Origin of the sequence: Stutzerimonas stutzeri (assembly GCF_013522825.1) — a bacterium.
In the GTDB taxonomy this organism is placed as follows: Bacteria; Pseudomonadota; Gammaproteobacteria; order Pseudomonadales; family Pseudomonadaceae; genus Stutzerimonas; species Stutzerimonas stutzeri_AK.
This window is the reverse complement of the sequence record NZ_JAAMQZ010000005.1, coordinates 20,849-45,692: the sequence shown is the minus strand read 5'-3', so window position 1 is coordinate 45,692 and position 24,844 is coordinate 20,849. Positions and strand designations below refer to the sequence as shown.

At 64.4% G+C, this 24,844-nt stretch carries 22 protein-coding genes; 11 read left to right on the top strand and 11 right to left on the bottom strand.

The window, feature by feature from the left end; all coding sequences use genetic code 11:
• Positions 1 to 31 precede the first annotated feature (31 nt).
• Positions 32 to 262, bottom strand: a complete 231-nt coding sequence (locus G7020_RS04810; protein WP_181082800.1) for a hypothetical protein — start codon at positions 260 to 262, stop codon at positions 32 to 34.
• A 75-nt stretch (positions 263 to 337) separates the two neighbouring features.
• The gene (glnK, locus tag G7020_RS04805; protein ID WP_003096476.1) at positions 338 to 676 is read right to left on the bottom strand and encodes a P-II family nitrogen regulator; all 339 of its coding nucleotides are present in this window, start codon (positions 674 to 676) and stop codon (positions 338 to 340) included.
• Positions 677 to 1,055: 379 nt separating this feature from the next.
• Between glnK and G7020_RS04800 the strand changes: the two genes are divergently transcribed.
• The 4 genes from G7020_RS04800 (at position 1,056) to rep (ending at position 7,202) form a co-directional block, all read left to right on the top strand.
• Positions 1,056 to 1,319, top strand: coding sequence for an accessory factor UbiK family protein (locus tag G7020_RS04800; RefSeq protein ID WP_181082799.1), 264 nt, complete (start codon positions 1,056 to 1,058; stop codon positions 1,317 to 1,319).
• Between the two features lie 32 nt (positions 1,320 to 1,351).
• Positions 1,352 to 2,851 carry a YifB family Mg chelatase-like AAA ATPase gene (locus tag G7020_RS04795; protein ID WP_181082798.1) on the top strand — a complete coding sequence of 500 codons (1,500 nt, stop codon included), beginning with the start codon at positions 1,352 to 1,354 and terminating at the stop codon, positions 2,849 to 2,851.
• Between the two features lie 160 nt (positions 2,852 to 3,011).
• Complete coding sequence (locus tag G7020_RS04790; RefSeq protein ID WP_181082797.1) at positions 3,012 to 4,985, top strand: BCCT family transporter; 1,974 nt, start codon at positions 3,012 to 3,014, stop codon at positions 4,983 to 4,985.
• A 207-nt stretch (positions 4,986 to 5,192) separates the two neighbouring features.
• Positions 5,193 to 7,202, top strand: a complete 2,010-nt coding sequence (gene rep / locus G7020_RS04785; protein ID WP_181082796.1) for a DNA helicase Rep — start codon at positions 5,193 to 5,195, stop codon at positions 7,200 to 7,202.
• Between the two features lie 271 nt (positions 7,203 to 7,473).
• Here the strand turns inward: rep and G7020_RS04780 are convergent, their stop codons facing one another.
• The 4 genes from G7020_RS04780 to gap all read right to left on the bottom strand — a co-directional run bounded on the left by G7020_RS04780 (position 7,474) and on the right by gap (position 12,217).
• Entirely contained in the window at positions 7,474 to 8,238 is a 765-nt protein-coding gene (locus G7020_RS04780; RefSeq protein ID WP_181082795.1) for an IclR family transcriptional regulator, read from the bottom strand.
• Positions 8,239 to 8,392: 154 nt separating this feature from the next.
• Positions 8,393 to 9,895, bottom strand: coding sequence for a CoA-acylating methylmalonate-semialdehyde dehydrogenase (locus G7020_RS04775; RefSeq protein ID WP_181082794.1), 1,503 nt, complete (start codon positions 9,893 to 9,895; stop codon positions 8,393 to 8,395).
• 4 nt (positions 9,896 to 9,899) lie between these two features.
• Positions 9,900 to 11,066, bottom strand: a complete 1,167-nt coding sequence (locus tag G7020_RS04770; protein ID WP_181082793.1) for an iron-containing alcohol dehydrogenase — start codon at positions 11,064 to 11,066, stop codon at positions 9,900 to 9,902.
• A gap of 137 nt (positions 11,067 to 11,203) precedes the next feature.
• Entirely contained in the window at positions 11,204 to 12,217 is a 1,014-nt protein-coding gene (gene gap, locus G7020_RS04765; RefSeq protein WP_181082792.1) for a type I glyceraldehyde-3-phosphate dehydrogenase, read from the bottom strand.
• A 204-nt stretch (positions 12,218 to 12,421) separates the two neighbouring features.
• Between gap and G7020_RS04760 the strand changes: the two genes are divergently transcribed.
• From G7020_RS04760 to xpt, 3 genes are all read left to right on the top strand, one after another.
• A complete protein-coding gene (locus G7020_RS04760) occupies positions 12,422 to 13,957 on the top strand; it encodes an alpha-amylase family glycosyl hydrolase (RefSeq protein WP_181082791.1) in 1,536 nt (511 codons plus the stop codon).
• A gap of 1 nt (position 13,958) precedes the next feature.
• Positions 13,959 to 15,578 carry an alpha-amylase family protein gene (locus tag G7020_RS04755; RefSeq protein WP_181082790.1) on the top strand — a complete coding sequence of 540 codons (1,620 nt, stop codon included), beginning with the start codon at positions 13,959 to 13,961 and terminating at the stop codon, positions 15,576 to 15,578.
• A gap of 306 nt (positions 15,579 to 15,884) precedes the next feature.
• Positions 15,885 to 16,457, top strand: coding sequence for a xanthine phosphoribosyltransferase (gene xpt / locus G7020_RS04750; protein WP_181082789.1), 573 nt, complete (start codon positions 15,885 to 15,887; stop codon positions 16,455 to 16,457).
• On the opposite strand, the gene G7020_RS04745 is transcribed toward xpt, so the two are convergent.
• The 5 genes from G7020_RS04745 to dadA form a co-directional block, all read right to left on the bottom strand.
• Complete coding sequence (locus G7020_RS04745) at positions 16,447 to 16,980, bottom strand: cupin domain-containing protein (protein WP_181082788.1); 534 nt, start codon at positions 16,978 to 16,980, stop codon at positions 16,447 to 16,449. The two genes, xpt and G7020_RS04745, sit on opposite strands and share 11 nt — an antisense overlap.
• 139 nt (positions 16,981 to 17,119) lie before the next feature.
• Complete coding sequence (locus G7020_RS04740; RefSeq protein WP_058074302.1) at positions 17,120 to 17,545, bottom strand: c-type cytochrome; 426 nt, start codon at positions 17,543 to 17,545, stop codon at positions 17,120 to 17,122.
• Positions 17,546 to 17,734: 189 nt separating this feature from the next.
• Positions 17,735 to 18,283, bottom strand: a complete 549-nt coding sequence (locus G7020_RS04735) for a cupin domain-containing protein (protein ID WP_181082787.1) — start codon at positions 18,281 to 18,283, stop codon at positions 17,735 to 17,737.
• 181 nt (positions 18,284 to 18,464) lie between these two features.
• A complete protein-coding gene (locus tag G7020_RS04730; RefSeq protein ID WP_181082786.1) occupies positions 18,465 to 18,836 on the bottom strand; it encodes a RidA family protein in 372 nt (123 codons plus the stop codon).
• Complete coding sequence (gene dadA, locus G7020_RS04725; protein ID WP_181082785.1) at positions 18,811 to 20,109, bottom strand: D-amino acid dehydrogenase; 1,299 nt, start codon at positions 20,107 to 20,109, stop codon at positions 18,811 to 18,813. The genes G7020_RS04730 and dadA overlap by 26 nt, the downstream gene beginning before the upstream one ends.
• Before the next feature lie 148 nt (positions 20,110 to 20,257).
• Here dadA and G7020_RS04720 point away from each other — a divergent pair, with 148 nt between their 5' ends.
• The 4 genes from G7020_RS04720 (at position 20,258) to G7020_RS04705 (ending at position 24,844) form a co-directional block, all read left to right on the top strand.
• Positions 20,258 to 20,746 (top strand): Lrp/AsnC ligand binding domain-containing protein, encoded by a 489-nt coding sequence (locus G7020_RS04720; protein WP_014851363.1) that lies wholly within the window; start codon positions 20,258 to 20,260, stop codon positions 20,744 to 20,746.
• 91 nt (positions 20,747 to 20,837) lie between these two features.
• Positions 20,838 to 22,148 carry an NAD(P)/FAD-dependent oxidoreductase gene (locus G7020_RS04715; RefSeq protein ID WP_181082784.1) on the top strand — a complete coding sequence of 437 codons (1,311 nt, stop codon included), beginning with the start codon at positions 20,838 to 20,840 and terminating at the stop codon, positions 22,146 to 22,148.
• Between the two features lie 227 nt (positions 22,149 to 22,375).
• The gene (locus tag G7020_RS04710; protein WP_423835557.1) at positions 22,376 to 23,926 is read left to right on the top strand and encodes a phospholipase D family protein; all 1,551 of its coding nucleotides are present in this window, start codon (positions 22,376 to 22,378) and stop codon (positions 23,924 to 23,926) included.
• Positions 23,927 to 24,097: 171 nt separating this feature from the next.
• On the top strand, positions 24,098 to 24,844 hold the full coding sequence (locus G7020_RS04705) for a hypothetical protein (RefSeq protein WP_181082782.1): 747 nt from the start codon (positions 24,098 to 24,100) through the stop codon (positions 24,842 to 24,844).

Genomic DNA, 24,844 nt, shown 5'->3' with positions numbered 1-24,844 from the left:
GCTGCCTGCCAGTGCGCCTGGCGTGGCTGCGCTACGTCGAGCCGCGGATGGGAATGTCGGTGCGGATATCAGGCAGGCGAGAGCGGCCACCGGCAGAGGCGCCATCCAGGGCCAGCCTGTGGCCAACCGTGCAGAGGACGCTCACCAGGCTGGGGATGGCCACGAACGGCAGCGGGCCGATGGCCGTGCGCCCCCGTGGCATGTCGCCTGAGTCGAGCGTTGTCGCCTGCGTCAGGCGCGAGCCTGGGATATGCGGGGACAAAAGGGCTCCTAGCCCTGCGATCTTTCGCAGAGTCATGGTGTTCACTCCTGGGGCGTGGGGTTCGGTGGGCCTGGCTTAGATCGCGTCGGTATCGGTTTCGCCGGTACGGATGCGGATGGCCTGCTCCAGGTTGACGACGAAGATCTTGCCGTCGCCGATCTTGCCGGTGTTGGCCGCCTTGGTGATCGCCTCGATCACGCGGTCGAGCTGATCGTCGGCAATCGCCACGTCGATCTTCACCTTCGGCAGGAAGTCGACGACATATTCCGCACCGCGATACAGCTCGGTGTGTCCCTTTTGCCGACCGAAGCCTTTGACTTCGGTAACGGTGATGCCCTGTACGCCGATTTCCGACAGCGACTCGCGGACATCGTCCAGCTTGAACGGCTTGATGATGGCAGTGACTAGTTTCATGAAAACTTCTCCCGTTTAGGTGGACTTGCCCCAGAAGTACGAACCCGGTGACAAGTCTAAGCTCAGTGTCCAGCTCTTGTAACGCGCCGCTGCAATCCGGCACCGTTCCGACACCTTTCGCCGCTCTGGCAAAACATCCCGAATCACCTGCGCCGCATCCCTGCGATGCGTGCGCTGCAACAGGCCAAGCAGAATCGATGCCAACTCCATGAAACCGCTGTTGCTGCGGCTTTGAAGGCTTCATCGATGCCTGCAAACAGAACCCATGCACCAGATCGAACCGCATGCCCGCAGCAGTGCCCGCTAATCGTGCATGGCCGCCAGAACCAGCCGCAGGCCGGCGTGTTACACTGCCCGCCGCTCAGAAACAGGTGAAACCATGTTCCCGCCCAAAGCCCTTCTCGACGCCATCGGCTCCCAGGCCTCGCGCCTGTTCAATGGCGAAACGCCCCTGCCGAACGCCGAAATCGAAACCCGCTTCAAGAGCATCGTGCAGAGTGCCCTGAGCAAGCTCGATGTGGTCAGCCGTGATGAGTTCGACGGCCAGATGCTGGTTCTGACCCGCACCCGCGCCCGCCTGGAAGCGCTTGAGGCCAAGGTCGCCGAGCTGGAAGAAAAACTTACGCCGCCTACTGCCGAGTAGCTGCAGCGGCGACACGATCAAGGAGTGATCGAATGTCCCTGGCCATCGTCCACAGCCGCGCCCAAGTGGGTGTGGAAGCGCCATCCGTCACGGTCGAGGCGCATCTCGCCAACGGTCTGCCGTCGCTGACCCTGGTCGGCCTGCCGGAAACCGCCGTGAAGGAAAGCAAGGACCGCGTGCGCAGCGCCATCCTGACGTCCGGCTTCGATTTTCCCGCGCGCCGCATCACGCTCAACCTCGCGCCCGCCGATCTGCCCAAGGACGGCGGGCGTTTCGACCTGTCCATCGCCCTGGGCATCCTCGCCGCCAGTGGCCAGATCCCCGCCGACAGCCTGAACGGCATCGAATGCCTGGGCGAGCTGGCGCTTTCCGGCGCGCTGCGTCCGGTGCAGGGCGTCTTGCCAGCAGCCCTGGCGGCCCGCACAGCCGGTCGCGCGCTGCTGGTGCCACGGGCCAATGCCGAGGAAGCCAGCCTGGCCTCGGGCCTGACCGTCTACGCCGCCGACCACCTGCTGGAAGTCGCCGCGCACCTCAGCGGCCAGACGCCTATCGCCGCCTACCAGGCCCAGGGCCTGCTGCGCCAGGTGTTGCCCTATCCCGATCTTGCCGACGTGCAGGGGCAGTTGTCGGCCAAGCGCGGCCTGCTGATCGCCGCGGCAGGCGCCCATAATCTAATTTTCAGCGGCCCCCCAGGCACCGGCAAGACGCTGCTGGCCAGCCGCCTGCCGGGCCTGCTGCCGCCGCTGGAGGAACAGGAGGCGCTGGAAGTGGCGGCGATCCAGTCGGTGGCCAGCCAGTCACCGCTGGAGCACTGGCCGCAGAGGCCGTTTCGCCAGCCCCATCACAGTGCATCGGGACCGGCGCTGGTGGGTGGCGGCAGCCGACCGCAGCCCGGCGAGATTACCCTGGCGCATCAGGGCGTGCTGTTTCTCGATGAGTTGCCGGAGTTCGATCGCAAGGTGCTGGAGGTTTTAAGGGAGCCTCTGGAAAGTGGCCATATCGTGATCGCCCGTGCGCGGGATCGGGTGCGTTTCCCCGCGCGTTTTCAACTGGTGGCGGCGATGAATCCCTGTCCCTGCGGTTATCTGGGCGACCCCGGCGGTCGCTGCCGCTGCACACCGGACCAGATCCAGCGCTACCGAAGCAAACTTTCCGGGCCACTGCTCGACCGCATCGACCTGCACCTGACCGTCGCCCGCGAAGCCACCTCGCTCAGCGCCACGCCCATTGCGAGTGAAAGCAGCGCAACGGTCGCCGCCGTCGTGGCGCATGCGCGGCGGATTCAACAGACGCGCCAGGGCTGCGCCAATGCCTTTCTCGACCTTGCCGGCTTGCGCAGCCACTGCGCGCTGGGCGGCGAAGATCAGCAATGGCTGGAACGTGCCTGTGAGCGACTGGGTCTATCGCTACGTGCCGCACATCGAATCCTCAAGGTTGCGCGAACCCTGGCCGACCTGGAAGAAAGCGCTGCCATCGGTCGCCGGCATCTGGCCGAAGCCCTGCAATATCGACCGGGAAGCCAGGCCGGCTGAAACCAGAAGAAGTTGGAATCCACAGCGGCGCTCGGTGTCCGAACGTCCGCTCAGTGAGTGGATACCGGCCCTTCGATTCGGACCTGAGCGGTCAGTGATGTTAAATTGCGCCCCTTCGCCACAGGCGGCCACTCCCCAATAAGCAATCAAGGAGCGCAGCATGGAGGCCAACAAGTCTTCCCCTTCCACCATCAATCCGCCGGTTTTCTACGGCTCGGCGGTATTGATTCTGGCGCTGGTACTGTACAGCGTCATCTTCCCTTCGCACGCGCAAGGACTGTTCGGCCAGGTGCAGGCCTGGATCATCTCCAACCTCAGCTGGCTGTACATCCTCACGGTGGCAATCATCCTGCTGATGGTGGTGCTGGTCGCCTTGAGCCGCTACGGCGATATCAAGCTCGGCCCCGATCATAGCGAACCCGACTACAGCAGCCTGACCTGGTTCGCCATGCTGTTTTCCGCCGGCATGGGCATCGGCCTGATGTTCTTCGGCGTCGCCGAGCCGGTGATGCATTTCATCTCGCCCCCCACCGGCGAAGGCGGCACCGTTGCCGCCGCGCGCGAGGCGATGAAGATCACCTTCTTCCACTGGGGCCTGCATGCCTGGGCGATCTACGCCATCGTGGCGATGATCCTGGCCTATTTCGCCTACCGCCATGGCCTGCCCCTGACCCTGCGTTCGGCGCTCTATCCGTTGATCGGCGAGCGCATCCACGGCCCCATCGGCCATTCGGTGGACATCTTCGCCATCATCGGCACAGTGCTCGGCGTTGCCACCTCGCTGGGGGTCGGCGTCACCCAGATCAACACCGGTCTCAATCATCTGTATGGCCTGCCCATCTCGGTGCCGGTGCAGATCGTGCTCATCATCGCCACCACGGCCCTGGCGACCATTTCGGTGGTCACCGGCCTGGACAAGGGCGTGCGGCGGCTTTCCGAGCTGAACCTGACCCTCGCCGTGCTGTTGATGCTGCTGGTACTGGTCGTCGGACCGACGGTGTTCATCCTGCAGACCTTCGTGCAGAACACCGGCAACTACCTCTCGCAGATCGTCACCGCCACCTTCAACCTCTACGCCTACGAACCGAACGACTGGATCGGCGGCTGGACGCTGTTCTACTGGGGCTGGTGGCTGGCCTGGTCGCCCTTCGTCGGCCTGTTCATCGCACGCATTTCCCGTGGCCGGACGATCCGCGAATTCGTCAGCGGCGTGTTGCTGGTGCCCACTGCCTTCACCCTGTTGTGGATGACGGTGTTCGGCGACACCGCCATCCACATGATCCTCTGGGAGCACGTGACCAGCCTGGGCGAAGCCATCGACCGCGACAGCTCGCTGGCGCTGTTCGCCTTCCTCGAACACTTTCCGTTCGCCTCCGTACTGTCGCTGGTGGCGATCATCATGGTGGTGGTGTTCTTCGTCACCTCGGCGGACTCCGGTGCGCTGGTGGTGGACATGCTCGCCTCCGGCGGCCAGGAAGGCACACCGGTCTGGCAGCGCATCTTCTGGGCCGGCTCGATGGGCGCCGTGGCCGTTGCACTGCTGCTGGCCGATGGCCTGACCGCGCTGCAGACCGCCACCATCGCCAGCGCCCTGCCCTTCACCATCGCGCTGCTGTGTTCGATGTGGGGCCTGCTCAAGGCGCTGCGCCTGGATGCCACCAAACAGACCCTGCGTTATCAGGCCATCACCACGTCGCCGGCCACGCCGCGAGCCTACAGCGACTGGCAGCGCCGCCTGCGCAACCTGATGATGTTCCCACGCCGCTCCCATGTGACGCGCTTCATTGCCGAAGTGGTCCGGCCAGCCTGCGAGGACGTCGCCGTGGAAATGCGCAAGCAGGGCTATGACGTGACGGTCAGCGAAGGCGAGGACCGCCGCATCCGCATCGAGATCGTCCATGAAGGCGAGCCCGACTTCATCTACGAGGTGCGTCCGCGCGCCTACGCCATGCCCAGCTTCGTACCCGGCAGCGACGAGGACGAACCGGGCGAGCGCAAGTACTTCCGCGCCGAAGTCCATCTCAAGGAAGGCGGCCAGGACTACGACGTCATGGGCTGGAGCCGCGAAGGCGTGATCGGCGACATCCTCGATCAATACGAGAAGCACATGCATTACCTGCATATGGTGAGGTAAAGCGGGCTGGAGGCGAAAAGCGCTGGAGGCTGGACGAAGGAGCAAAAGCGAATCCCCATGCTTTTTCGTTCAGCCTCCAGCCTCCAGCCTCCAGCCTCCAGCAACCATGCCGCACCTGACGACCGATTGCCGCTGCTGAATCCTCGCCCGGTATTGGCCGCGCAGCCCTGCTAAACTCCCGCCCCGCCTTCAACAACCCGAACGACCATGTCCCGACTCAATCCCCGGCAGCAGGAAGCCGTGAACTACGTCGGCGGCCCCATGCTGGTGCTCGCCGGCGCCGGCTCCGGCAAGACCAGCGTGATCACCCGCAAGATCGCCTACCTGATCCAGCAGTGCGGCATCCGCGCGCAATACATCGTCGCCGTGACCTTCACCAACAAGGCCGCGCGCGAGATGAAGGAGCGCGTCAGCAGCCTGCTGCGCGGCGGCGAAGGACGCGGGCTGACCGTCTCGACCTTCCACAACCTGGGCCTGAACATCATCCGCAAGGAGTACGCGAAACTCGGCTATAAGCCCGGTTTCTCGATCTTCGACGAAGGCGATATCAAGACCCTGCTGACCGACATCATGCAGAAGGAATACGCCGGCGATGATGGCGTGGACGAGATCAAGCACTACATCGGCAGCTGGAAGAACGACCTGATCACGCCCGAGCAGGCCCTGAGCGAAGCACGCAACCCCAAGGAGCAGACCGCCGCCATCGTCTACACCCACTACCAGCGCACGCTCAAGGCGTACAACGCGGTGGATTTCGACGACCTGATCATGCAGCCGGTGAAGCTCTTCCAGGACCACCCCGAGGTGCTGGAGAAGTGGCGCAACAAGGTCCGCTACATGCTGGTGGACGAATACCAGGACACCAACGCCAGCCAGTACCTGCTGGTCAAGCTGCTGGTGCAGGAGCGCGCGCACTTCACCGTGGTGGGCGACGATGACCAGTCGATCTACGCCTGGCGCGGCGCGCGGCCGGAAAACCTGATGCAGCTGAAGGAAGACTTCCCCTCGCTGAAGGTGGTAATGCTGGAGCAGAACTACCGCTCCACCAGCCGCATCCTCAAGTGCGCCAACGTGCTGATCGCCAACAACCCTCACGCCTTCGAGAAGCAGCTGTGGTCGGAAATGGGCCACGGCGACCCGATCCGCGTGATCCGCTGCCGCAACGAGGAAGCCGAGGCCGAGCGCGTGGCGATGGAAATCCTCACGCTGCACCTCAAGACCGAGCGGCCCTACAGCGATTTCGCCATCCTCTATCGCGGCAACTACCAGGCCAAGCTGATCGAGCTGAAGCTGCAGCACCACCAGATTCCCTATCGACTGTCCGGCGGCACCAGCTTCTTCGGTCGTCAGGAAGTGAAGGACCTGATGAGCTACTTCCGCCTGCTGGTCAACCCGGACGACGACAACGCCTTCCTGCGGGTGATCAACGTGCCGCGCCGGGAAATCGGCTCCACCACGCTGGAAAAGCTCGGCAACTACGCCACCGCACGCAAGATTTCCATGTACGCCGCCTGCGACGAGATCGGCCTCGGCGAGCTGATGGACAGCCGCTTCACCGACCGCCTGTCGCGCTTCAAGCGCTACATGGACAACCTGCGCCAGCAGTGCGCGCAGAACGATCCCATCGCCGCGTTGCGCAGCATGGTCATGGACATCGACTACGAGACCTGGGTGCGCTCGCAGACCTCCAGCGACAAGGCCGCGGACTTCCGCATGGGTAACGTCTGGTTCCTCATCGATGCGCTGAAGAACACCCTGGAGCGCGACGAAGAAGGCGAGATGACCATCGAGGAAGCCATCGCCAAGCTGGTGCTGCGCGACATGCTCGAACGCCAGCAGGAAGAGGAAGAAGGCGCCGAGGGCGTGCAGATGATGACCCTGCACGCGTCCAAGGGCCTGGAATTCCCCTACGTGTTCATCATGGGCGTGGAAGAGGAAATCCTCCCGCACCGCTCCAGCATCGAGGCCGACACCATTGAGGAAGAACGCCGCCTGGCCTACGTCGGCATCACCCGTGCGCGGCAGAACCTGGCCATGACCTTCGCCGCCAAGCGCAAGCAGTACGGCGAAATCATCGAATGCATGCCCAGCCGCTTCCTCGACGAGCTGCCGCCCGAAGACCTGGAGTGGGAAGGCCAGGAAGACGCGCCGGTGGAGGTCAAGGCGGCGCGTGGCAACGATGCGCTGGCGGCGATGCGGGCGATGCTCAAGCGCTGAAAGCTGAAAGCTGGAAGCTGGAAGCTGGAAGCTGAAAAGTTTCGACTCGCCACTAACCCAGTTGTAGGTCGGGTCACGCTGCACCGACCCGACAGGCGAGCAGCCAGGCGCGTTGAATGCCGAGCTGTCAGGCATGAATTATCGCATTACACCTTCAAATCGTCGGATTACGCCTTCGGCTAATCCGACCTACAACAGCCTGCACCTCGGATATTCGCGCCTCACAGTCGTAGGGGGGTGAAAACCGCTCTATATCTAGCGTGCCGCTACCCTATCCACCGACGATTTTTTCCAGCTCCTTAGCCGCCGCGCGCAGGCGTGGCGCGAAGCCCAGCAGGCGTTCCATCGAGCAGCGGATCACCGGCGCGTGGCTGAACAGGCAGGCCAGCAGCCGACCCTGGGCGTCGCGCACCGGCACCGCGCAGGCGACCATGCCGTCGATGAACTCTTCCGAATCGGTGCCCAGGTCTTCCTCGCGCACGCGGGCGAGGTCGTCACGCAGGGCGCTGAGGTCGGTGAGGGTGTTGCGCGCCAGTTGCTGGATCGGCAGGCGCGGCAGTACCCGCTCCAGCTGTTCGGGCGCCAGCGAGGCGAGGTAGAGTTTGCCACTGGCGGTACACCAGAGCGGGGTATGGCTGCCGATGGGCAGGTTGATCTGCAGCGGCCAGTTGGTCTGCACCCGGTCGAAATAGAGCATGTCCAGCCCTTCGGGCACGGACAGCCCGCAGGTCTCGCCGATTTCCTCGGACAGCTCGCGCAGAATCGCCTGGCGCAGCGCCTTGTGCCGGCCACTGTTGAGAATGTTCACCGCCGTCGCATGCAGACGCTCGCCCGGCAGCAGCCCGCCACGCAGGCCGAACTGCAGGAAGCCTTCGCTCTCCAGCGTCTGCACCAGCCGATGGGCGCTGGCCTTGGGGATATCCAGTTTTTCCGCCAGTGCGGTCGGCGTCAGCGGGTCCTTCGCGGCGGCCACTGCCTCGATGATTTCCAGCACACGGGTGATGGAAGAGCCTTTTTCTCTGGGGGTACTGCGCATGGATCGAAGCCCGGTTGCGGTTATGGAGCAAAAGGAGCCGCCCCAAAGGGCGGCGAAGTTTAAATGAAGCGCTGGAGCCAGACGTAACCCGATGCCAGCTGTTTCTACGTCCGGCCTTTCAGCTTCCAGCGCTTTTATCGGCTCTTCGCCGCAGTTACTTCATCGTCGGCATGGCGAACTCGGCACCGGCGCGGATGCCAGTGGGCCAGCGCCGGGTCACGGTCTTCATCCGGGTGAAGAAGCGCACGCCATCCGGGCCGTGCATGTTCAGCGGGCCGAAGATCGAGCGCTTCCAGCCGCCGAAGCAATGGAAGGCCATGGGCACCGGGATCGGTACGTTGACGCCGACCATACCGACCTGAACGTTTTCCTCGAACTGCCGCGCAGTATCGCCGTCGCGGGTGAAGATCGAGGTGCCGTTGCCGTATTCATGGTCATTGACCAGCTTCAGCGCCTCGTCGAACGAATCGACGCGGACCACAACCAGAACCGGACCGAAGATTTCCTCCTGGTAGATACGCATCTGCGGCGTCACGTGATCGAACAGCGTCGGGCCAACGTAGAAACCGTTCTCGTAGCCTTCGACCTCGATGCCGCGACCATCGCAGATCAGGGTCGCGCCCTCCTCCACGCCCAGGTCGATATAGCCGGACACCTTCTGCTGATGCTCGCGGGTGATCAGCGGCCCCATGTGCGGCTCGGGCTCGACGCCCAGGCCGGGGCCGGTGCGCATCTGGCCGATCTCGTCCCTGAGCATGCCGACCAGCTTGTCCGCCACCTCGTCGCCGACGCACACCGCCACCGAGATCGCCATGCAGCGCTCGCCCGCCGAGCCGTAGGCCGCACCCATCAGCGAGCTGACCACCTGCTGCGGGTCGGCGTCGGGCATGATCACCATATGGTTCTTCGCCCCGCCCAGGGCCTGGCAGCGCTTGCCGTTGGCCGAGGCGGTCTTGTAGATGTACTCGGCGATCGGCGTCGAGCCGACGAAACTCACCGACTGCACGCGCTCGTCAGTCAGCAGTACGTCCACCGCTTCCTTGTCGCCATTGACGATGTTCAGCACGCCAGCCGGCAACCCGGCTTCGGCCAGCAGTTCGCCGATCAGCATGGTCGCGCTCGGGTCCTTCTCCGACGGCTTGAGGACAAAGGTATTACCGCAGGCGATGGCCACCGGAACCATCCACAGCGGCACCATGGCCGGGAAGTTGAACGGGGTGATGCCGACGCAGACACCCAACGGCTGCATCAGCGAGTTGGAATCGATGTCGCGACCGACGTTGGAGGAAAACTCGCCCTTGAGCAGGTGCGGAATGCCGCAGGCGAACTCGACCACTTCCAGCCCGCGCGTGACCTCACCCTGAGCATCGGAGAAGACCTTGCCGTGCTCACTGGTGATCAGCCGGGCCACATCATCGCGACGCGCTTCGAGCAGCGCCTTGAAGCGGAACATGACCCGCGCGCGCACCAGCGGCGGGGTTTTCGCCCAGCCTTCGAACGCCGCCTGGGCGGCGGCAATGGCCTCGCGGGTGTCATCCGCCGAGGACAGCGAAACCTGCAGGCGCGGCTCGCCGGTGGCCGGGTTGTAGACGGTCGCGTGGCGCTCGGAACGGCCAGCGACGGCCTGGTTATCGATCAGGTTGCCGAGGGTCTGCATGGGGTCACTCCTGGTTCCAGACGGTTTCGTAGAGGTCGATGATTTCCGCTTCACTGGGCACGCGCGGGTTGTTGCCCGGCGAACCCGAGGCCAGGGCCTGCCTGGCCATGGTTTCGCGCAGCTCGAAGAAGCGTTCGCGGGTGATACCGAACTGCGCGGGGCTCGGCACCTGCAGCTCCTGGTTCAGCACGCGCAGCTCGCTCAGCAGCTTGTCGTTCGCCGTCTCGACACTGTCGCCCTCACCTGCCACGCCCATGGCGCGGGCACAATCGGCGTAGCGCTCCGGCGCCGCCGGAATGGAGAAGGCGGTGACCGCCGGCAGCAGCATGGCGTTGGACAGCCCGTGGGGCACATGGAAGAAAGCGCCGATGGGCCGGCTCATGCCGTGCACCAGTGCCACCGAGGCGTTGGAGAAGGCGATGCCGGCCAGGGTCGCGCCGAGCATCATCGCCTCGCGCGCGGCCAGGTTGCGCGGTTCGTGGAAGGCGCTGCGCAGGTTCGGCGCCAGCAGGCGCATCGCTTCCAGTGCCTGGGCGTCGCTGTAGAGGCTGGCCTTGCGGCTGACGTAGGCCTCGATGGCGTGGGTCAGGGCGTCGATGCCGGTGTCGGCGGTCACCCGTGGCGGCAGCGAGAGGGTCAGCTCGTAGTCGATCAACGCGGCGACGGGCATGAAGCCGAGGCCGGCGCAGAGCATTTTCTCGTCGCTGGTCTCGTCGGTGATGATGGTGAAGCGCGTCACCTCGGAACCAGTGCCGGCGGTGGTGGGGATGGCGATCAGCGGCAGCCCGGCGTCGCTGACGTCGCGCGGGAAGCGGTAGTCGCGCATCTCGCCGCCGAACATGCCGAGGATGCCGATGGCCTTGGCCGAGTCGATGGGGCTGCCGCCCCCGAGGGCGACGATGGAATCGAAATCGCCCTCGCGGACCATCCGCACGCCGGCTCGTATCGAAGCGGCGCTGGGCTCCGGCTCGGTATCGGCGAAGCACTGGCTGGCAATGCCCGCTTGCTCCAGCTGCTCGGCCAGGCGTGCGGCGTAACCGAGCTCGACCATCATACGGTCGGTGACGATCAAGGGTCGGTTGCAGCCCAGGTTGCGCAACACGACGGCGAGCTGCTGGCTGGCGCCGGCGCCCACTTCCATCAGACGCGGTAGAACGATGCGATGGCTCATTAAATCTCTCCGAAAAAGGCTGCCTGGTTCTTTTATCAAGGCGACAGCTTCTTGTTTTGAGACTTAAAGTCTCATTATCATTTTCGGAGAGTAGGATTACCTGAGAGTCTCGTCAACTCAAATCGAGACTTTTTATCTCATTCAGCCGTTCGCAGATCGTTCCAGCCCAGTAGCACGTCAAGCATGCGATTGGAAAACGCCCACTCGTTGTCATACCAGGCCAGCACCTTGATCAGATCGCCCTGTACCCGGGTATGGCTGAGATCGGCGACACAGGAGGCCGGATAACCGTTGAAGTCGCTGGAAACCAGCGGGCGGTCATTGCACTCCATCACGCCCAGCGGCAGCTTGCGCGCGCCCTCCACCAGCATCTGATTCAACGCTTCGACACTGGCGGGCGGTCGCTCAGCGGTGAAGGTCAGGTCCACCAGCGAGACGTTCGGCGTCGGCACCCGCACCGACAGGCCATCCAGCCGCCCGGCCAGTTCCGGCAGCACCAGGCCGATGGCCTTGGCCGCACCGGTGGTAGAGGGAATCATCGACAGCGCCGCGGCACGGGCGCGGTAGAGGTCCTTGTGCGCCTTGTCCAGCAGGTTCTGGTCATTGGTGTAGGCATGCACGGTGTTGAGCAAGCCCTGGCGAATACCCACCGACTCGTGCAGCACCTTGGCCAGCGGCGCCAGGCAGTTGGTGGTGCAGGAAGCATTGGAAACCACCCGCTGGCTGCCCAGCAGCTCATGGTTGACGCCATAGACCACGGTCAGGTCGGCGCCATCCAGCGGATGTGAAGCGAATACCCGGCTGGCGCCGGCCTGCAGGTGCTGCTCGGCCAGCGCGCGGGTCTTGAACTTGCCCGAGCACTCCAGCACCACGTCGACACCGAGCTGCTTCCAGGGCAATTGCGAGGGGTCGCGCTCCTGCAGCAGGCGGATCGACTGACCGCGGATCTGCAGCACATCCTCGTGCAGGTCGACCTGGCCATGGAAGCGTCCGAAGGTGCTGTCGAAGCGGGTCAGATGGGCCATCGCCGCCTGATCACTGAGGTCGTTGATCGCCTCGATACGAATCTGGTTTTCCAGATTGCGCTCGAACAGGGCGCGCAATACGGCTCGACCGATACGGCCATAACCATTGATAGCAATACGTAACATGGCGGTCTCCTGGGTTCGTGGCTGAGGTCCGCCGAGGCGCGCACCGCTTCGACCGACCCTGTCTTAGGCGGAGTATGGACCACGACGTTCACTTCGATCCGACGCGGATCAAGGAACTCGCGAACCTCCTCGCCTCGCTGCAAGTCACAAGGCAGACAGGCTGCACGCAGCGGCGCAGGCACATCGACGATACGGGAGCCCAGCATGCGCGACTCGAGCGATCATCCGTGGTGGAAAGGCGCGACCATCTACCAGATCTACCCGCGCTCCTTTGCCGACAGCAACGGCGACGGCATCGGCGATCTCAACGGCGTACTGCGCCACCTCGACCACTTGCAGAAGCTGGGCATCGACGCCGTCTGGCTGTCGCCGATCTTCCGCTCGCCGATGCTGGATGCCGGCTACGACATCAGCGATTACTGCGATGTCGACCCGCTGTTCGGCTCGCTGGACGACATCGACCGCCTGATCAGCGCGGTGCACGCACGCGGCATGCGCCTGCTGCTGGATTTCGTGCCCAACCACACCTCGGACCAGCATCCCTGGTTCCTCGAGTCGCGCAGCGCGCGCGACAACCCCAAACGCGACTGGTACGTCTGGCGCGACCAGCCGAACAACTGGCGCGCACAGCTGAACGCCGGCGGCGCCTGGACCTGGGACGAAGGCACCCAGCAGTACTACCTGCACCTGTTCCTGCCGCAGCAACCGGACCTGAACTGGCGCAACCCCGAAGTGATCGAGGCGATGCACGGCGTATTGCGTTTCTGGCTGGATCGCGGCGTGGATGGCTTTCGCATCGACGTCATCCACTGCACCGGCAAGGACCCGAGCTTCGCCGACGATCCGCGCTGCCTGGCCGGCGAACCGCTGGCCAACTTCAACGACCAGCCCTACAGCCACGAGGTGCTGCGCGGAATACGCCGGGTGGTCGACAGCTACCCCGGCGAACGCGTGCTGGTCGGTGAGGTGAACATCCGCTCCACCGAACGGGTGCTGCAGTACTACGGGGCCGGCGACGAGCTGCACATGTCGTTCAACTTCGCGCCGCTGGACGCGCCCTGGGAGCCGGTGATGTTTCGCACCTGCATCCGTGATGTCGAACTGCTGCTGGCGCCCGCCGGCGCCTGGCCCACCTGGGTGCTGTCCAACCATGACAACAGCCGCCAGCGCAGCCGCTACCACGGGTCGCTGCGCAGCGCCCGGGCCGCGGCCGTGATGCTGCTGACGCTGCGTGGCACGCCCTTCATCTACCAGGGCGAGGAACTGGGCCTGGAGGATGCGCAGATCGGCGCCGAAGACCGGGTCGACCCAGGCAACCGCGACGGCTGCCGGGCACCGCTGCCCTGGCTGGCCGAACCGCCCCACGGCTGGTCCGGCAAGGAACCCTGGCTGCCGTTCCCGCCGGATGCCGACGAGCTGGCCGCGGAACGCCAGGTGGGCGCCGCCAATTCGACCTTCGACCTCTACCGCCGGCTGATCGCCGCACGCAAGGCCAGCCCGGCGCTGACTCACGGCAGCTGGGAAGAACTGCGCTCACACCCCGAAGTGCTGGCCTACCGCCGCCGGCACGGCGCCGACGAGCGAATCGTCTGCATCAACTTCGCCGACAAGCCCCACGTCTGTCCGCTAAACGGCCACTGGCAGGTGCAGATCGCCAGCGATGGGGTCGGCGAAGAACAGCCCTACAGCGGCGAGCTCGGCGCCGGCCAGGCCGTCATTCTCTACTCACAGGAAGCCTGACATGCGCCCCTTCTGGTACCGCAACGCCGTGATCTACCAGATCGACCCGACCCTCTTCCGCGACCACGACGGCGACGGCTGCGGCGATCTGCGCGGCGTCACCGAGCGCCTGGACTACGTGCGCGGCCTCGGCGCCACCGCCATCTGGCTGATGCCCTTCTATCGCTCGCCCTTCGAGGACGCCGGCTACGACGTCAGCGATCACCTGCAGGTCCACCCGCGTTTCGGCGACCTGGCCGACGTGGTCAACCTGCTGGAAAAGGCCGAAGAGCTCGGCCTGCACGTGATCATCGAACTGGTGGTGCAGCACACCTCCATCGAGCATCGCTGGTTCCAAGAGGCGCGCCGCGACCGCCACTCACCCTTCCGCGACTACTACCTCTGGGCCGACGAGCCGGACGACAGCATCGAGCCGATCTTCCCCACCATCGAGGACAGCGTCTGGACCTGGGACGAGGAAGCCGGCCAGTACTACCGGCACCTGTTCTACAAGCACGAGCCGGACCTGAACCTGGCCAACCCGCGAGTGGTCGAGGAGATCGAGCGGATCATGGCGTTCTGGCTGCGCCTGGGGGTTTCCGGCTTCCGCGTCGATGCCGCCTCGCACCTGATCGAACAGGCCGGCGAAGGCGACAGCGCCAAGGGCTACTGGTTGCTCGAACATTTCCGCGACTTCGTCTCCCTGCGCCGCCCCGAAGCCGTGCTGCTGGGCGAGGTGGACGTGGAGCCGGAGCACTACGCCGACTACTTCGGCGATGGCGACCGGCTCACCCTGCTGCTGAACTTCTGGGCCAACAACCACTATTTCCTGGCGCTGGCCCGTAGCGACGCCAGCCCCCTGACGCGTTCGCTGACCGAACAGCCGACGCCGCCCCGCCGCGCGCAATACGCCACCTGGATACGCAACCATGACGAGCTGGACCTGGAGCGCCTGACCGAGGAAGAACGCGAGGAGGTGATGCAGGCCTTCGCGCCCGATCCCGACATGCGCGCCTACAACCGCGGCATTCGTCGGCGGCTGGCGCCCATGCTGGAAGGCGACGAACACCGCCTGGCGATGGCGCATGCGCTGCTGTTCTCCCTGCCCGGCACACCGATCATCCGCTACGGCGAGGAAATCGGCATGGGCGAGGACCTATCGCGGCCCGAGCGGCTGGCCGTGCGCACGCCGATGCAATGGTCCAACGAAGTGAACACCGGCTTTTCCTGCGCCGAAACCGCCAGACTGGTGGTCGAGCCGATCGACGAAGGTCCGTTCAGCTACCGCACGCTGAACGTCTACGCCCAGACCCTGCGCGATGATTCGCTGCTGGCCAAGACCGGCAACATGATCCGCAGCCGTATCGGCCTGCGCGAGATCGGCGAAGGCAAGGCCTGCCCGGTGGATGTGGGTGTGCCATCGGTGTTCGCCATTCGCCACGATGCCGATTCGACGGTACTGATGCTGGTGAACCTGGCGGACGAGGAAGTTACCGTGGAAATTCACGACAAGGACCTGGAGCAGCTGGTCGATATCCTCGCCGACAGCGATTACGAACAACCCGAGGGACATCCGCTGAGGCTGCGCCTGTCGGGTTACGGCTACCGCTGGCTGCGCTGCAAGCAGCAACTGTTCGGCTGACGATGCCGATAGTTCCGCCCGGGCGGCCCGCCAGCAGTGCGCCGATTCAACGGCGCCGGGTGCCCCTGACCGGGCGGCCGCTCGTCCGAACGGCGAAACGGACTGCAGCAGCCTTTGAATTTGGAGGGGAAATTGAGCGAGAATGCGCGGCTTTCCGGACTCACGGAAAGCTCCAACGCTCGCCATCACCATTTCACGGCAGCCTGCACGCCCCGTTTCCCGGCGCGTTGCCTGCCGCGTCACTGCGTATCGGGTCAAAGGGTTTCCGAAGTCTGTCCCGTGGGGTTCGCTTGAGGTAGCGCGTTCGTGGAACAGCTGAAACAGAAAATTCGCAGTGAAGGTGTCGTACTCTCCGACCGGGTACTCAAGGTCGACGCTTTCCTGAACCATCAGATCGACCCCCTGCTGATGAAGCTGATCGGTGAGGAGTTCGCCCGCCGCTTTCGCGACGAGGGCATCACCAAGATCGTCACCATCGAAGCCTCCGGTATCGCTCCGGCGATCATGGCCGGACTGGAACTGGGCGTGCCGGTGATCTTCGCCCGCAAGCACCAGTCGCTGACCATGACCGATCATCTGCTGACCGCCTCGGTGTATTCCTTCACCAAGCAGGTGGAAAGCACCATCGCGATCTCCACCAACCATCTTTCAGCCGATGACCGCGTGCTGATCATCGATGACTTCCTGGCCAACGGCAAAGCCGCCAAGGGCCTGATCGCCATCATCCAGCAGGCCGGCGCCAGCATCGCCGGGCTGGGTATCGTGATCGAAAAATCCTTCCAGGTCGGACGCCAGGAGCTGGAAGAAGCCGGCTTTCGCGTCGAGTCGCTGGCGCGGGTTCAATCGCTGCGCGACGGTCAGGTTCAGTTCATCGACTGACCGCGGCACCTTCACGCCAGAGCGCAACCAGCGCCCCTTGTGTGCCGGTCAGCGGATCGCTGATCGGTACACCAACCCGGGCAATGCGCTCACGCGCCGCGTCGTGGCTGCGTTCGTCTGGACGCAGCAAGTCGTAGCGCTGGTCTGGCGGATAGCCCGCCACGACCTGAAAATCGGCACTTGCCTGAGCGCCGCAGTGGCCGGTCCCGGCCGGTAGCACCAGGGCATCGCCCGCCCGCAGCTCGACTTCCCGCCCCTGCTCGCCACCCAGCACCAGCCGCGCCCAGCCGCTGGATACGCCGAGCACCTCATGGGCGGTGGAGTGGTAATGATGGTAGTCATAGACACTGCCTCGCCACTGCGCCGGCCATAAATGGCTGGCGAACAACCGCTCGAAGGCGGCGGCGAGGTCTGCATCGTTCAGTGGCAGCTGGCGATAGATCAGTACCGGGTGCGGACTATTGGGCGTGCGCCCGTCGCTGGTGAAATGCAGGTGTTCGGGTTGCAGCGCGGAACTGGACATGACGACCTCTCGTGACGGCGCAGACCACGGGTTCGGTGGCCACAGGCTTCGAGACATCGGACCGACAGGTCGCAGCTTTGCTCCCGCAGATACGACAAAGCCGCCCGAAGGCGGCTTTGCGATGACGCGGATTATCCGATCAGAGACCGGACATGTGCTGGATCGCGCTCTTCAGCTCGTCGTCCGAGCAGTCCGCGCAAGTGCCCTTCGGCGGCATGGCGTTGATACCGCTGATGGCGTGCTTGAGCAGGCCGTCCAGGCCGCCAGCCGCGTCCGCGCGACCTTTCCAGGCGGCGGCATCGCCGGTCTTGGGCGCATTGAGCAGCCCGCTGCCATGACATGCGGTACAGAACTTGCCATAGACCTCTTCGCCGCTACGGGCAGCGCCGCCAGCGGCAGCCACGGCACCGGCACCCGCCGCCGCGCATTCTTCGCCTTGAATACAGACTTCACCAACCGGCTTGAGACGCTCGGCGATGGCTTCATCGGTCGCAGCCTGAGCGCTCATTGCCCACAGGGCTACTACGGCAGTCTGCGCTACCAGGATCTTCTTAATCAGGTTCACCTTATCCCCTCATGTGGCTTGATACGCTCGCGGCCACGGTACGCGAGCGGCGGCTAGTATAGCGGCAAGCCGGGCCTGCCGAAACAGCCGGCTTCGGCACAGGTGCCAGCAGCGACCCTGTGTCGCATTCCGTCAATGCTCCGCCTTTGCTTGGCGGACTTTCAAGGCGCTGGCGGTCACCCTGCTCACTTAAAAATTTGCCGGAGTCGTGGCGCTGATCAGCCGGGCCGGCTCGTCGAAGGGATTGCGGAAACGGTGGGGTTTGCTGCTATCGAAGTAGTAGCTGTCGCCAGCTGCCAGAACGTGGACCTGGCCATTCACCGTCAGCTCCAGAGATCCGGCCACCAGCATGCCGGCCTCTTCACCCTGATGCACGAGCATCTCTTCCCCCGTGTCGCTGCCCGGCGGATAGGTCTCGTCGAGAAAGGCGATGGCACGGCTCGGGTGCGCCTTGCCCACCAGCCTCATGCTGACGGCGCCGTCGGAAATATCGATCAGCTCGCCGGCCCGGTAAACCACCTGGGTATCACCGTCCTGCTCGAAGTCTGGCGAAAAGAACTCCACCAGCGACATGGGAATGCCACCCAGGACCTTCTTCAACGAGCTGATCGAAGGGCTGACGCTGTTCTTCTCGATCATGGAAATGGTGCTGTTGGTGACGCCCGCACGCTTGGCGAGTTCACGCTGGGACAGGCCCTTGAGCTTGCGAATGGTTTGCAGTCGAACGCCGACGTCCAATACGGGAGCCCCCTTTCAAGAGCGAAGCGATGAGGGCGCTAATGATGGCAATGGCGTTCAGTATTTACAACACGCTGGTGCGATTTTCCGGGCACTCCGGATGGGCATGATGACGTAGGGTGGATAACGCCGCGTGCGGCTTATCCACCCTCACGGGTCCACCTATGCGGGACTGCGGCGCCTAGAGCACCGGGCCGGCCAGGTCGGACATGGCGGCCACCACGGTGATCTCCACACGCACTTGCGGCCGGTACATCAGTGCCTGCACCGCGGTGCGCGCCGGTGCGGCTCCCGCAGGGAGCCAGGCATCCCAGACTTCGTTCATCCCGGCGTAATCGGCCATGTCGCGCAGATGTATGGTCGCCGACAGCAGCCGCGACTTGTCGCTGCCGACCTCCGCCAGCAAGCGCTCGATGCTGGCGAGCGTCTCGCGGGTCTGCTGGTGGATGTCGCCCTCGAGATCATCGGCCAGTTGGCCGGACAGATAGACCGCGCCGGCGTGTATGACCGCCTCGCTGTAACGGGTTTCAGTGTGCAGACGCCGGATGGGCATGCTTGCCAGCCTCCTTGTGCTTGCCATAGCGGAAGATGTCCAGCCCCTCGGTGCTGATCTGCGGCCGCCTGGATAACAGCAGGTCGGCCAGCAGACGCCCCGAACCGCAGGCCATGGTCCAGCCAAGGGTACCGTGTCCGGTATTGAGAAACAGGTTGCGATAGGGTGTCGCGCCGACGATCGGCGTTCCGTCCGGAGTCGCCGGGCGCAGGCCGGTCCAGAGCTCCGCCGTGGCGGGATCGCCGCCCAGCGGGAACAGATCGCTGACCACCATGGCCAGGGTGGCGCGCCGACGCGGATCGAGCGACAGGTCATGGCCGGCGATCTCGGCCATGCCGCCGACACGGATGCGCTGGTCGAAGCGGGTGATGGCGACCTTGTAGGTCTCGTCCAGCACCGTGGACACCGGCGCCATCGCCGCATCGCTGATCGGCACCGTGAGCGAGTAGCCCTTGAGGGGGTACACCGGGGCGCGCAGGCCGAGCGGCTCGAGCATGTCGGCGCTGTAGCTGCCCAGCGCGAGCACGTAGCGATCGGCCTTTTCCAGCTTGCCGTCGATCCACACGCCGGAAAGGCGATCGCCGGCGTATTCGAGGCGCTGGATGTTCTGCTCGAAACGGAACTCGACGCCCAGCTCGCGCGCCATCCCGGCCAGGCGCGTGGTGAACATCTGGCAGTCGCCGGTCTGGTCGTTGGGCAGACGCAGAGCGCCGCTGAGTTTGTCCGAGACCCGCGCCAGCGCCGGTTCGGCACGGGCGATGCCGGCGCGATCGAGCAGCTCGTAGGGCACGCCCGAGGCCTCGAGCACGGCGATGTCCTTGGCTGCCGCATCCAGCTGTGCCTGGGTGCGGAACAATTGCGTGGTGCCCAGTTGGCGCCCCTCATAATCGATCCCGGTTTCGGCACGCAGCTCGTCGAGGCAGTCGCGGCTGTACTCGGACAGCCGCACCATGCGCTCCTTGTTCACCGCATAGCGCGCCGCCGTGCAGTTGCGCAGCATCTGTGCCATCCACAGGTATTGGCGGATGTCGCCGGTGAGCTTGATGGCCAGCGGCGCGTGCCGCTGCATCAGCCACTTGATGGCTTTCAACGGCACGCCCGGCGCGGCCCAGGGCGAGGCATAGCCGGGGGAAACCTGCCCGGCGTTGGCGAAGCTGGTTTCCATCGCCACGGCCGGCTGACGGTCCACCACCACCACTTCGAATCCGGCGCGGGCCAGATAGTAGGCACTGGTGGTGCCGATCACGCCACCACCGAGAATCAGTACACGCATTGCAACCTCCCACCCGTTCGACGAGCTTGTTCGGGACACGCTATTGAAAGGGAGTATAGGAAGGCACGCCTGGTGAAATTCACTATATAAGCAGCTATCCTTGCGCTTTATTCACGTCGATAACGCTTTTGCCGGAGGGAATACATCTATGCGAACCCGGCACCAGGTACGCCGCGAACTGGACAGGATCGACCGCCAGATCCTTCGTTTGCTGCAGGCCGAAGGGCGCATGCCATTCACCGAACTGGGCGAGCGCATCGGGCTGTCCACCACGCCCTGCACCGAGCGCGTGCGTCGCCTGGAGCGCGAAGGCATCATCATGGGCTATTCGGCGCGCCTGAATCCGCACCACCTCAAGGGCGGGCTGCTGGTATTCGTGGAAATCAGCCTGGCGTACAAGTCCGGCGATATCTTCGAGGAGTTCCGCCGCGCGGTGCTCAAACTGCCCCACGTCCTCGAATGTCACCTGGTCTCCGGCGATTTCGACTATCTGATCAAGGCGCGCATTTCGGAAATGGCCTCGTACCGCAAGCTGCTCGGCGACATCCTGCTCAAGTTGCCCCATGTGCGCGAATCCAAGAGCTATATCGTCATGGAAGAAGTCAAGGAATCGCTGGAAATGCCGGTACCGGATTAGGTCAACGCAAATCCGCCGGACGGGGCGCCCTTTGCCCCGCAACGAGCGACCGGTCTACCCTTCTGCCACGCCATTCATCCAGGAGCCTTTCATGCGCGCCCGCCAAGCCGCCATTCATAGCGAAGATCACCCGGCCTCCTATTACGCCGCCAGCGTCAACCGACCGCTCGAGCTGCCTCGCCTGGAGGGTAAGCAGACGGCCGATGTCTGCATCGTCGGCGGCGGTTTCACCGGGCTCAATACCGCGATCGAACTGGCCGAGCGCGGTCTGTCGGTGGTCCTGCTCGAGGCACGGCGTATCGGCTGGGGCGCCAGCGGTCGCAACGGCGGCCAGCTGATTCGCGGAGTGGGCCACGACGTCGAGCAGTTCGCCCCCGTGATCGGCGAAGACGGCGTGGACGCGCTCAAGCGCATGGGCTTCGAGGCCGTCGAGATCGTCCGCCAGCGCATCGAGCGCTACGGCATCGACTGCGACCTGACCTGGGGCTACTGCGATCTGGCGACCAAGCCGCGACACCTGGACAACTTCGAGGAGGAGTATGCCGACCTCCAGCGCCTCGGCTACCCCCATCGGTTGCGGCAGATCACCAAGGCCGACCTCCACGAAGTGATTGGCTCGGAGCGCTACCTGGGCGGGCTGTTCGACCCCGGCTCGGGCCATCTGCACCCACTCAACCTGGCCCTGGGCGAGGCCGCCGCGGCGCAGACGCTGGGCGTGCGTCTGTACGAACATTCCGCCGCCGAACGGATCGACTACGGCGCCGAGATTCGCGTCCGCACCGCAACCGGCACGGTCCGCGCCCGGCAGCTGGTGCTCGCCTGCAATGCCTATCTCGGCCAGTTGCATCCGCAGCTGGCGGGCAAGATACTGCCCGCCGGCAGCTACATCATCGCCACCGAACCGCTGCCCGAAACGCTCTGCCGGGAACTGCTGCCGCTGAACAGCGCCGTCTGCGATCAGCGCGTGGCGCTGGACTACTTCCGCCTCTCGGCAGGCCGCCGGCTGCTGTTCGGTGGCGCCTGCCACTACTCGGGACGCGACCCCAGCGACATCACCGCCTACATGCGACCGAAGATGCTCGAGGTGTTCCCGCAACTGGCGAGCGTCGGCATCGACTATCAATGGGGCGGGATGATCGGCATCGGCGCCAACCGCCTGCCGCAGATCGGCCGGCTCGCCGAACAGCCCAACGTCTACTTCGCCCAGGCCTACGCCGGCCATGGCCTGAACGCCACGCACCTGGCCGGTCGGCTGCTGGGCGAAGCCATCAGCGGGCAGCTCGACGGTCGCTTCGACCTGTTCGCCAGGGTGCCGCACCCAACCTTCCCCGGCGGTCGCCTGCTGCGCTCGCCGCTGCTGGCCCTCGGCATGCTCTGGCATCGACTCAGGGATCAGCTCTGAATTCCGCCGTCTCGCTGACGTCTAACAAGCCGCGAAGAAAACATCGACAACCGTAAGGGACTGACAGGCCGTTGAACATTGCAGGCAATCTCAGGCAAAGGCAGCCACAGAAGCACAGCCCGGTTGCCGCCCGTCAGCATCCGGCGTCCTTCGTGAAGCCTGCGGACCTTAACCAGGCATCCTCAACGCCAGGTTTGCGCGATGTTGTTCTTCAGTGGTCTGCCTGCCTGCGCAGGTGCCTGCCACTGACAGCAATGCTATTGCTGGCTGGCTGTGCCGGACAGGCCGCGCCACTGTCCCCGTCTTCCTCGCTGCCCAACCAGACATCCGAGCTGACACGAAGGGTCGAGACCATTGCCGCCGGCCAGCCAGCGGGGCATTCCGGCTTTCGCCTGCTGTCATCGAGCACCGAAGCCTTCGCCGCGCGGATGAAGATGATTCGCCACGCCGAAGTCAGCCTCGACGTGCAGTACTACATCGTCCACGACGGCCTCAGTACCCGCGCACTGGTCGGTGAACTCCTGCATGCCGCCGATCGCGGTGTACGCGTGCGGGTGCTGCTCGACGACACCACCAGCGACGGCAACGACTACCAGATCGCAACCCTGGCCGCGCATCCGAACATCTTCATCCACGTTTTCAATCCGCTGCATATAGGTCGCAGCAATTTCGTCACCCGCTCCCTGGGCCGCCTGCTGAACCTTTCACAGCAACACCGACGCATGCACAACAAACTGATACTCGCCGACAGCAGCCTGGCGATCGTCGGCGGACGCAACCTGGGCGACGAGTATTTCGAAATAGACAAGGGCCTCAACTTCACCGACCTCGACCTGCTCAGTGCCGGCCCGGTCGCCGAGCAACTGGCAACCAGCTTCGACCAATATTGGAACCACCCGCTCAGCGTGCCCATCCAGCAGTTTCTCCGCAGCCCGCCCACAACCACGGAACTGAGCGAGGCCCGCCAGCAGATCACCCTCTATCTACAGACCGAGCGCGGGAAGGATACGCCGCGCTACCAGCGCCTGATGACCGAACTGCAGGAACCGCAGTTGGAGCAATGGCTCGACGATCTGATCTGGGCACCCGGCGCGGCGCTTTGGGACCACCCCGAAAAGATCAATGCCTCAGGCATTCCCGACGCCCATCTGCTGCTGACCACCCAACTGCAGCCCAGCCTGGATTCGGTCAGCGATGAGATGACGCTGATCTCGGCCTATTTCGTGCCGACCGCAGACGGCGTGGCCTACCTCAGCCGGCACGCCGAAAACGGCGTCACCATTCGCATCCTCACCAATTCCCTGGAGGCCACTGATGTACCCGTCGTGCATGGCGGCTATGCACCCTACCGCATCCAGCTGCTGGAGGCCGGCGTGCAGCTGTTCGAGCTGCGTCGGCAACCGGACCAGGAGACGTCCATCAACCTGCTCGGCGAATCCGAATCCAGCCTGCACAGCAAGGCCGCCGTATTCGACCAGCGGGAAGTCTTCCTCGGCTCGCTGAACTTCGATCCACGCTCGGTGCTGTGGAATACCGAGGTCGGCGTGCTGATCGACAGTCCCGAACTGGCCAGCGCAGTCCATCGGCTGACGCTCGAAGGGACATCACCCACGGTGAGCTATGAAGTTCGTCTGGTCGATCACAAGGGCGCCAAACGGCTGGCCTGGATCGCCGAAGACGAGGGTCAGCAAAGGGTTCTCACCCGCGAGCCCGGCGGCACCTGGCGACGCATCAGTGCCTGGCTGAGCAGGATCATCGGCCTGGAGCGAATGCTCTAGGCAGGGCGCCACAACCAGCATTAATGGCATATCAGCCAAGTTCGCGCCTCAAACGGACGTCTCGCCCAAATCATTATCCAGTGTGACACCAGAATGCCACCAGCCCGACTAGGCTAGCGCGCTGAGGCCGCAGAGACGGCGCTTGCCTATAAAAATAAAAAGGAGCGCGATATGCACCCACGTAAATGGATCTGGCTGCTGGTTCTGCTGATCGGCTGGCTGCCAGCCCTGCTCAATCCCGCCCAGGCTCAAACCTTCACGGCCCTGGAAAGCATGCAGGTCCATGCCAACCGGGCAACCAGCAGCCTGTTGCTCTATCGCGGAGAGGGCTTCCAGCAGGCTCATCTGAAACGTCTGGAAAGCGATCTTTCCGACCTGAACACCGCCCTGAGAAACTATCCCGGCACGAACGACACGCTACGTGCACTGCATCAGGTCCTGCAAGACAGGCTTCGCGAAGGCGCCGGGTTCGGCCACGAGGAAGATGACGTGCCCTGGGGCTGGACCCTGCAGATGAGCAAGGCGCTACGCGACTTCCTGAGCGCCGTGCGCAACCAGCAGGGCGCCGATACCCAGGCCGAGTTGCCAGCCAAGGTGGAGTATCTGACGGTACAGTACCTGAGTCGCGCCTATGTCGGCTCCTTCGAGATCGCTCGCGAGCAACCGGAAACCTATCTGGGGCAGGACGAACGCCGGCTGGTACCCGCCATCGACGAGCAGCTCGCCGCACTGGACGACAAAGCCGATCCCGCCGTGGCCAGGCTGAAAACCCGCTGGAGCTTTCTCAAAACCGCGCTCGCAGACATGAACAGCGGCAACAACAGTTTCAATACCGCCTCGGGACGCGCATTCGCGCCGATCATGGTCGACCGTCACGCACGCAGCCTCAGCGACCAGTGGATGACACTCACCCACTGA